This is a genomic window from Paracoccus sp. L-17 (assembly GCF_056857655.1).
This window is the reverse complement of the sequence record NZ_JBSXNM010000005.1, coordinates 1-5485: the sequence shown is the minus strand read 5'-3', so window position 1 is coordinate 5485 and position 5485 is coordinate 1. Positions and strand designations below refer to the sequence as shown.

At 62.5% G+C, this 5485-nt stretch carries 5 protein-coding genes and 1 tRNA gene; all 6 read left to right on the top strand.

Annotated elements, in window-relative coordinates; all coding sequences use genetic code 11:
- Nucleotides 1-92: 92 nt before the first annotated feature.
- The 6 genes from AC13CR_RS00065 to AC13CR_RS00040 all read left to right on the top strand — a co-directional run bounded on the left by AC13CR_RS00065 (nucleotide 93) and on the right by AC13CR_RS00040 (nucleotide 5422).
- A tRNA-Met gene (locus tag AC13CR_RS00065) sits at nucleotides 93-169 on the top strand.
- Nucleotides 170-383: 214 nt separating this feature from the next.
- On the top strand, nucleotides 384-2669 hold the full coding sequence (locus AC13CR_RS00060) for an AAA family ATPase (RefSeq protein ID WP_482900273.1): 2286 nt from the start codon (nucleotides 384-386) through the stop codon (nucleotides 2667-2669).
- Nucleotides 2572-3408, top strand: coding sequence for a helix-turn-helix transcriptional regulator (locus tag AC13CR_RS00055; RefSeq protein WP_482900274.1), 837 nt, complete (start codon nucleotides 2572-2574; stop codon nucleotides 3406-3408). Before AC13CR_RS00060 ends, AC13CR_RS00055 begins: the two co-directional genes overlap by 98 nt.
- Nucleotide 3409: 1 nt before the next feature.
- On the top strand, nucleotides 3410-4240 hold the full coding sequence (locus AC13CR_RS00050) for a PDDEXK-like family protein (protein ID WP_482900272.1): 831 nt from the start codon (nucleotides 3410-3412) through the stop codon (nucleotides 4238-4240).
- Nucleotides 4227-4841, top strand: coding sequence for a single stranded DNA-binding domain-containing protein (locus AC13CR_RS00045; protein WP_482919974.1), 615 nt, complete (start codon nucleotides 4227-4229; stop codon nucleotides 4839-4841). Before AC13CR_RS00050 ends, AC13CR_RS00045 begins: the two co-directional genes overlap by 14 nt.
- A 77-nt stretch (nucleotides 4842-4918) precedes the next feature.
- Complete coding sequence (locus AC13CR_RS00040; protein ID WP_482900270.1) at nucleotides 4919-5422, top strand: hypothetical protein; 504 nt, start codon at nucleotides 4919-4921, stop codon at nucleotides 5420-5422.
- The last annotated feature ends 63 nt before the right edge of the window (nucleotides 5423-5485 follow it).

Here is a 5485-nt window from a genome sequence, read left to right as displayed (position 1 = left end):
GACAGATTCTCTGACATGAAAGGCAGCGCAGGCCAGGACCCGCGCGCCCAACCCAGGGGCCCGAGCAGCCCGCCAGAAAAAGCTCAAACCGGCGCGGGGTAGAGCAGCCCGGTAGCTCGTCAGGCTCATAACCTGAAGGTCGTAGGTTCAAATCCTACCCCCGCAACCAAAGTCTCTCAATATTATCAGTTGCTTGCGCGCCGCCCTCCGGGGCGGCGTTTGCATAAGCGCATTCCACATCAACGCCACATCAACACCACAACAGAAAAACTGAAACAGCACGGATAAGCGCGCATTGGCATGCATCACCGGGCTTCGCCGTTCGATACGTCCGTTTCTGACGTGCCCGTGCTGCATCCTCTCCTCATCAAAGGAGAGAGAAGATGACCACGGAAAAACATCTCGCACTCGAACTCGTCGCTGCCCTCGCCGATCGCTTCGGCCCCGGCAGCAAGGTGGCCAAGGAAGTGCCGGGCTGGATCGAATACCTGACCGACATCGAATGCCCGGAACGGCCGCGAACCCGGCCAGGGGCCGCATGGTGGGGGAGAGTGCGCGGTCTTCTGGAGGACCTGCGTGGCGGTGATGATCCACGCGAGGAAAACCTCGTCCGGATCAACGCGGCGCGCCTCGGGCAGCATTTCGGCCTGACCGATGTGGAGGCGCGGATCCTCGAGTTCTTCGCCAGCTATCACAGCTTCGACATGTTCGAGCATGTGGTCGACCGGGCACTCCAGACGCAGGACGTGACGCTGCCGTTCCTGATCGCCCAGTTCGCCGGTGCCGATCACACTGCCGTCCGTGCGGCGCTTCGGCCAGATGGCCGGCTGCGGACTTCGGGGCTCTTGCAGAACGACGGGCGCAACTGGTCGCGCCAGACCATCCCCTACACCGTATCGGATCGCCTCGCCGGTGCGTTGATGGCCGACTTCGGCAATATCGAGGAACTCGTCGCGCTCCTGTTCCCGCCCGCCCCGCCGCCCGAAGCGGAATGGGGAGACTTCACGGGGATGGGAGACAGTGCGGACATCATGCGCAAGCTCCTGCAGAAGGCCCTTGCCGAGGGTACGCCCGGGGTGAACATCCTGCTCTACGGGCCGCCGGGGACGGGCAAGACCGAGTTCTGCAAGGTTCTGGCCCGTGAACTTGGCGCGAGTCTGCGGGCAGTCGGCGAAGCGGATGACAGTGGTGACGAACCGTCGCGGGGCGAGCGACTGGCCGAACTGGGCATCGCGGGCCGAATGCTGGCGTCGCGGAGCGACACCGTGCTCTTGCTGGATGAGATGGAGGATCTCTTCGGGGGGGCCGTCATCTTTCCCTTCTCCCGGCCGGAGCGCACGTCGAAGGTCTTCGCCAATCGGCTCCTGGAAACCAATCCGGTCCCGACCTTGTGGACGACCAATTCCATCGCGACCTGCGATCCGGCTTTTCTGCGCAGGATGACCTTCTCGGCCGAGATGCGCCCGCCCGCAGGACCCATCCGCAAACGGATTTGGCAGCGCCTCGCGGATCGGCATGTCCAGACCGAGGATGCCGCGGCGATCACGGCTCTGGCGGAAGTCCATGACCACGCCCCCGCGCTGGTGGCAGACGCGATGCGGGTCGCGCGGGCCTGTGGCGGTGGGATCGATACCTTCGAGCAGGTTCTCGGGGCGTCGGCCAAGGTGACCAATGGCGGTGTCGCGCCGCCGCCCCGCCACCACTCCGAGGCCCGGTGGGTTCCGGCACTGGCCAACACCGATACCAGCCTGACCCTGCTGGAAGCGCGACTGGCCGCCACCCCCAAACCGCTGCGGCTGTCCTTCTGCCTCGACGGTCCGGCCGGGACGGGCAAGAGCGCATGGGCGCGTCACCTCGCGCGGCAACTGGGCCTGCCGGTCATCGAGAAGCGGGCCTCGGACCTGCAGTCGATGTGGGTCGGCGGCACCGAGCAGGCGATTGCCCGCGCCTTTGCGGATGCCCGGGCCGAGGGGGCGCTACTGATCTTCGACGAGGCCGACAGCCTGCTTGCCGACCGGCGAAACGCCGTCCGCCAGTGGGAGGTGAGCCAGGTCAACGAGATGCTGACATGGATGGAGAGCCATCCGCTCCCCTTCGTCTGCACCACCAACCTGGCGGAACACCTCGACCCGGCGACACAGCGGCGCTTCACCTTCCGCATCCGCTTCGACTGGCTGCGCCCGGATCAACTGCCGCGTGCATGGACCGCGCACTTCGCGGCGCCCGTCCCGGCAGAGGTCGCGGCGCTGGACCGGCTGGCCCCGGGCGACTTCGCCAATGTCGCCCGCCGGATCCGTGCCCTTGGTCAGGACGACACGGCGACGATCCTGGCCGAACTGCGGCGCGAGTCCGCGGCGAAGGAAAGGCGCGGCGCGGCCCATCGGCTTCGGCCGTTGACCGGGTGCGCCTGCAACGGCCAAAGTCGCAGCCAGAGGCAAAGGAGGCATCATGCGCTATTCCCGTCAGGAAGATCTGCTGCGGCTGGCCGTGATGATGCAGGGCTCGGCCGAAGGTGTGTCGATTGCCGACATCGAACAGACCTTCGGCGTGTCCCGGCGCACGGCCGAGCGGATGCGCGATGCCGTGCTGCGCGCCTTTCCCCAACTCGAGGAACGCCCCGGTCTGAACGGCCAGAAGTACTGGCGCTTCCCGCCAGGCACTTTGGGTAAGATGGTGGAGCCGACGGTGGACGAACTGACGGCCGGACACCGGGCCGCCAGCATCGCGCGGCGCGAGGGCGACCTCGACACCGCCGAAACGCTGGAAGGCCTGCTGTCCAAGGTGCAGGCGATGTTCCGCGAGGACCGCCGCCGTCGCATCGCTGCCGATCTCGAGGCGCAACTGATGGCGGATGGCGTCGCCTTCCGCCCCGGCCCGCGCGAACGCATCGATCCCGAAATCCTGCGCAAGCTGCGCGATGCCATCCTTGCCGGGGTGATGATCTCGGCCGACCATCGCGCCCGTGGTTCCGGCAAGCTCTCGCGCAACACCCGCCTTGGCCCCATTGCCATGCTGTTCGGCGAAGGGCGGCAATATCTGCTGGCCTGGAGCGAATACCAGGACGACCTGCGCCTGTTCGCGCTGGCGGGGTTCGAGCGGATCGACCTGGAGGATGAGGTGTTCGAGCGCCCTGAGGACTTCGACCTGCAGGATTGGTTGGCAGAAAGCTTCGGCATCTGGCGCGAGGAGCCGCAGGACGTCGAATGGCGATTTCTGCCAGAAGTCGCGGACGAGGCCGCGAGTTATGTGTTCCATCCTAGACAGACAACCGAGCGCCTGGCGGACGGATCGCTGATCGTCCGGTTCCGCGCCGGAGGGCGGCAGGAAATAGCTTGGTATCTGGCAAGGTGGGGGGATACGGTCGAGGTCATAGACGCTCATAAGCATTCGCGCCGAACAGGAAACTAGAATGCCTCGTGGCAAGAAACCAAAACCGAAACTTGAAGTGACGTCCGAGGCTTTGAACGCGCTGAAATGTCGTGTCCCGAGACGGGTGATCTCAAATGACGAACTAACATCTATCATCGAAACAACGCGAAGGCTTTTTGGTGGTGCAAGTACTCGGATCGAAGAGTTCGTCCGCAATCGACCGCACTGGCAGCGCCAAGCCAGCCTTGATCGCGCTTGGAGTCTCTTCGGTCTTGACCGGCCCGACAGTTGTCTGATGCAGCCACGCCTGAATTGGAAAATGTCCCTTTCCGAAAGGATCGCGACCGAGACCTTGGCGAAGCTTCTGAATAATGGCGGAGTCCAGGCGCGGGCGCTTCGGGTAGAGGCGTTTCTGCGTTCGCTCGGACTCGGCCATGCTGAACTTGGCATTGACAGGGGCGGTTTGGCATCCGTTCAGGTCTTTTCCGAAGTCCCCGCGCTTGATGGGCGCCGGATCGATCTAAAGCTCCTGTGGCGGGACGCCCGAGACCGGGAGAGGGTGCTAGTTGTCGAAGCCAAGTTTGACCATGTTATAACGGACGGTCAGCTTCGTTGTTATCGGGACAGCACGAGGAATGACCACCCTCAGGCCGTTCGACATCATCTAGTTTTGGCGTTGGATCAGAACGCCATGCTCTCGGTAAACCGACGTCACGATGGTCATTGGCGCTTCTGTTCCTGGCGCGACCTGTGGTTGCGGTTCGAGACAACGCGGCCAGTCGAATACGATCTCAGCCTCCGCCTCTTCCTCCACGCTCTTTGGCGCAGGATAGGACAACTCAACCCGAAAGATGCTCATGCAGCCCTTTAAGATTCCTGAAAGCGTCATTGCGTATTACCAAGACGACGCCACACGCAATGTTGTCGATTCTCTCGTGTCCACCTTGGACGATCCCGTCCTGCCCGACATGGATCGGAGCAAGCTGATAGACCTGAGCGAGGGCGTACTGCTGGCTTGCCAGATCCGTGCCGACTTCGTTGGATTCATGGCCGACCTGTGGGGAAATACCTTTGGAGCATCGTTGGCAGAGTCTGGTCTGAACGAAATATTCCCGGAAAATTGTACCATCAAGGAGGTGTGGACCGAGAGGTATTTTTGGTCGTACGTCACGCGAGGAAACGATCTCGAGCAAAACTATTTCGATCTTACTGTGCAAATTGAACAGCGATCACACAAAGTGATGCTATTCGTATGGCGCTATGACGCCAATGATGAGCTGCAGGCATTCGGGCCGCGTCTGCAGGTTCCAAATGGCTGGCGACGGACTGTCGAGGACGGCGACCCACGAATCGAAATGACTCTCAATGTCACTATGGCGGATCTTATACGTGGTCCCGATGAGGGACTTGGCGCGTTGCGTCAAGCCGCATCGGACGTTTTGCCGTTTATCGCCAGACTCATGCCGCAGTAAGTGGCTGGTTCTGCTATTCCGACGTCCGAATCTGACGCATCATGCTCCTATCCTGCCCGCCAAACACGGAGGGCAGGATGGCAACGACAGAACATTACATACTTCACGGAATCTGCTTGCGACTGGTGCAAGGGCTTACCCAGTCCCGCCCGGAGTTGCTTGTCCTCGCGCGGTGGATGACAGGGTGGCACGATCTGTTCGGCCCCATGCCGCCACTGTTCGCGCAGACCCGCCGCGGCCCAGTTCTTGATGTGCAGGGCTGGCAATCTTTGGCCACACATCTTGCCGACCGTCTTGCCGCGATGCCCGAACCGCATGACACTGCGCTCGTACGGCTGGACGCCATGGCCACGCATCTGGACCTCACGTTCGAGGAGGCGGCGATCCTCCGCCACCTCGCGCTCCAGCATCGCCAAGGACCACTGGCCGATTTCACTGCAATGCTACAGCGTGTGTTCGGGCTTTCTGCAGAAGCGGTGATCGCCCTGTGCTGCAATCTGGATGATGAACCGCGCCGGGTTTTCCGGAGGCTGATTTGTCTTAGTTACGCGGCCATGTCTGATCTTTCCAGAGCGGCATAGAAGTTTGCCTCGGCCTCTGCTGGCGGGATGTTACCGATGGGTTCCAGCAAGCGTCTGTTGTTG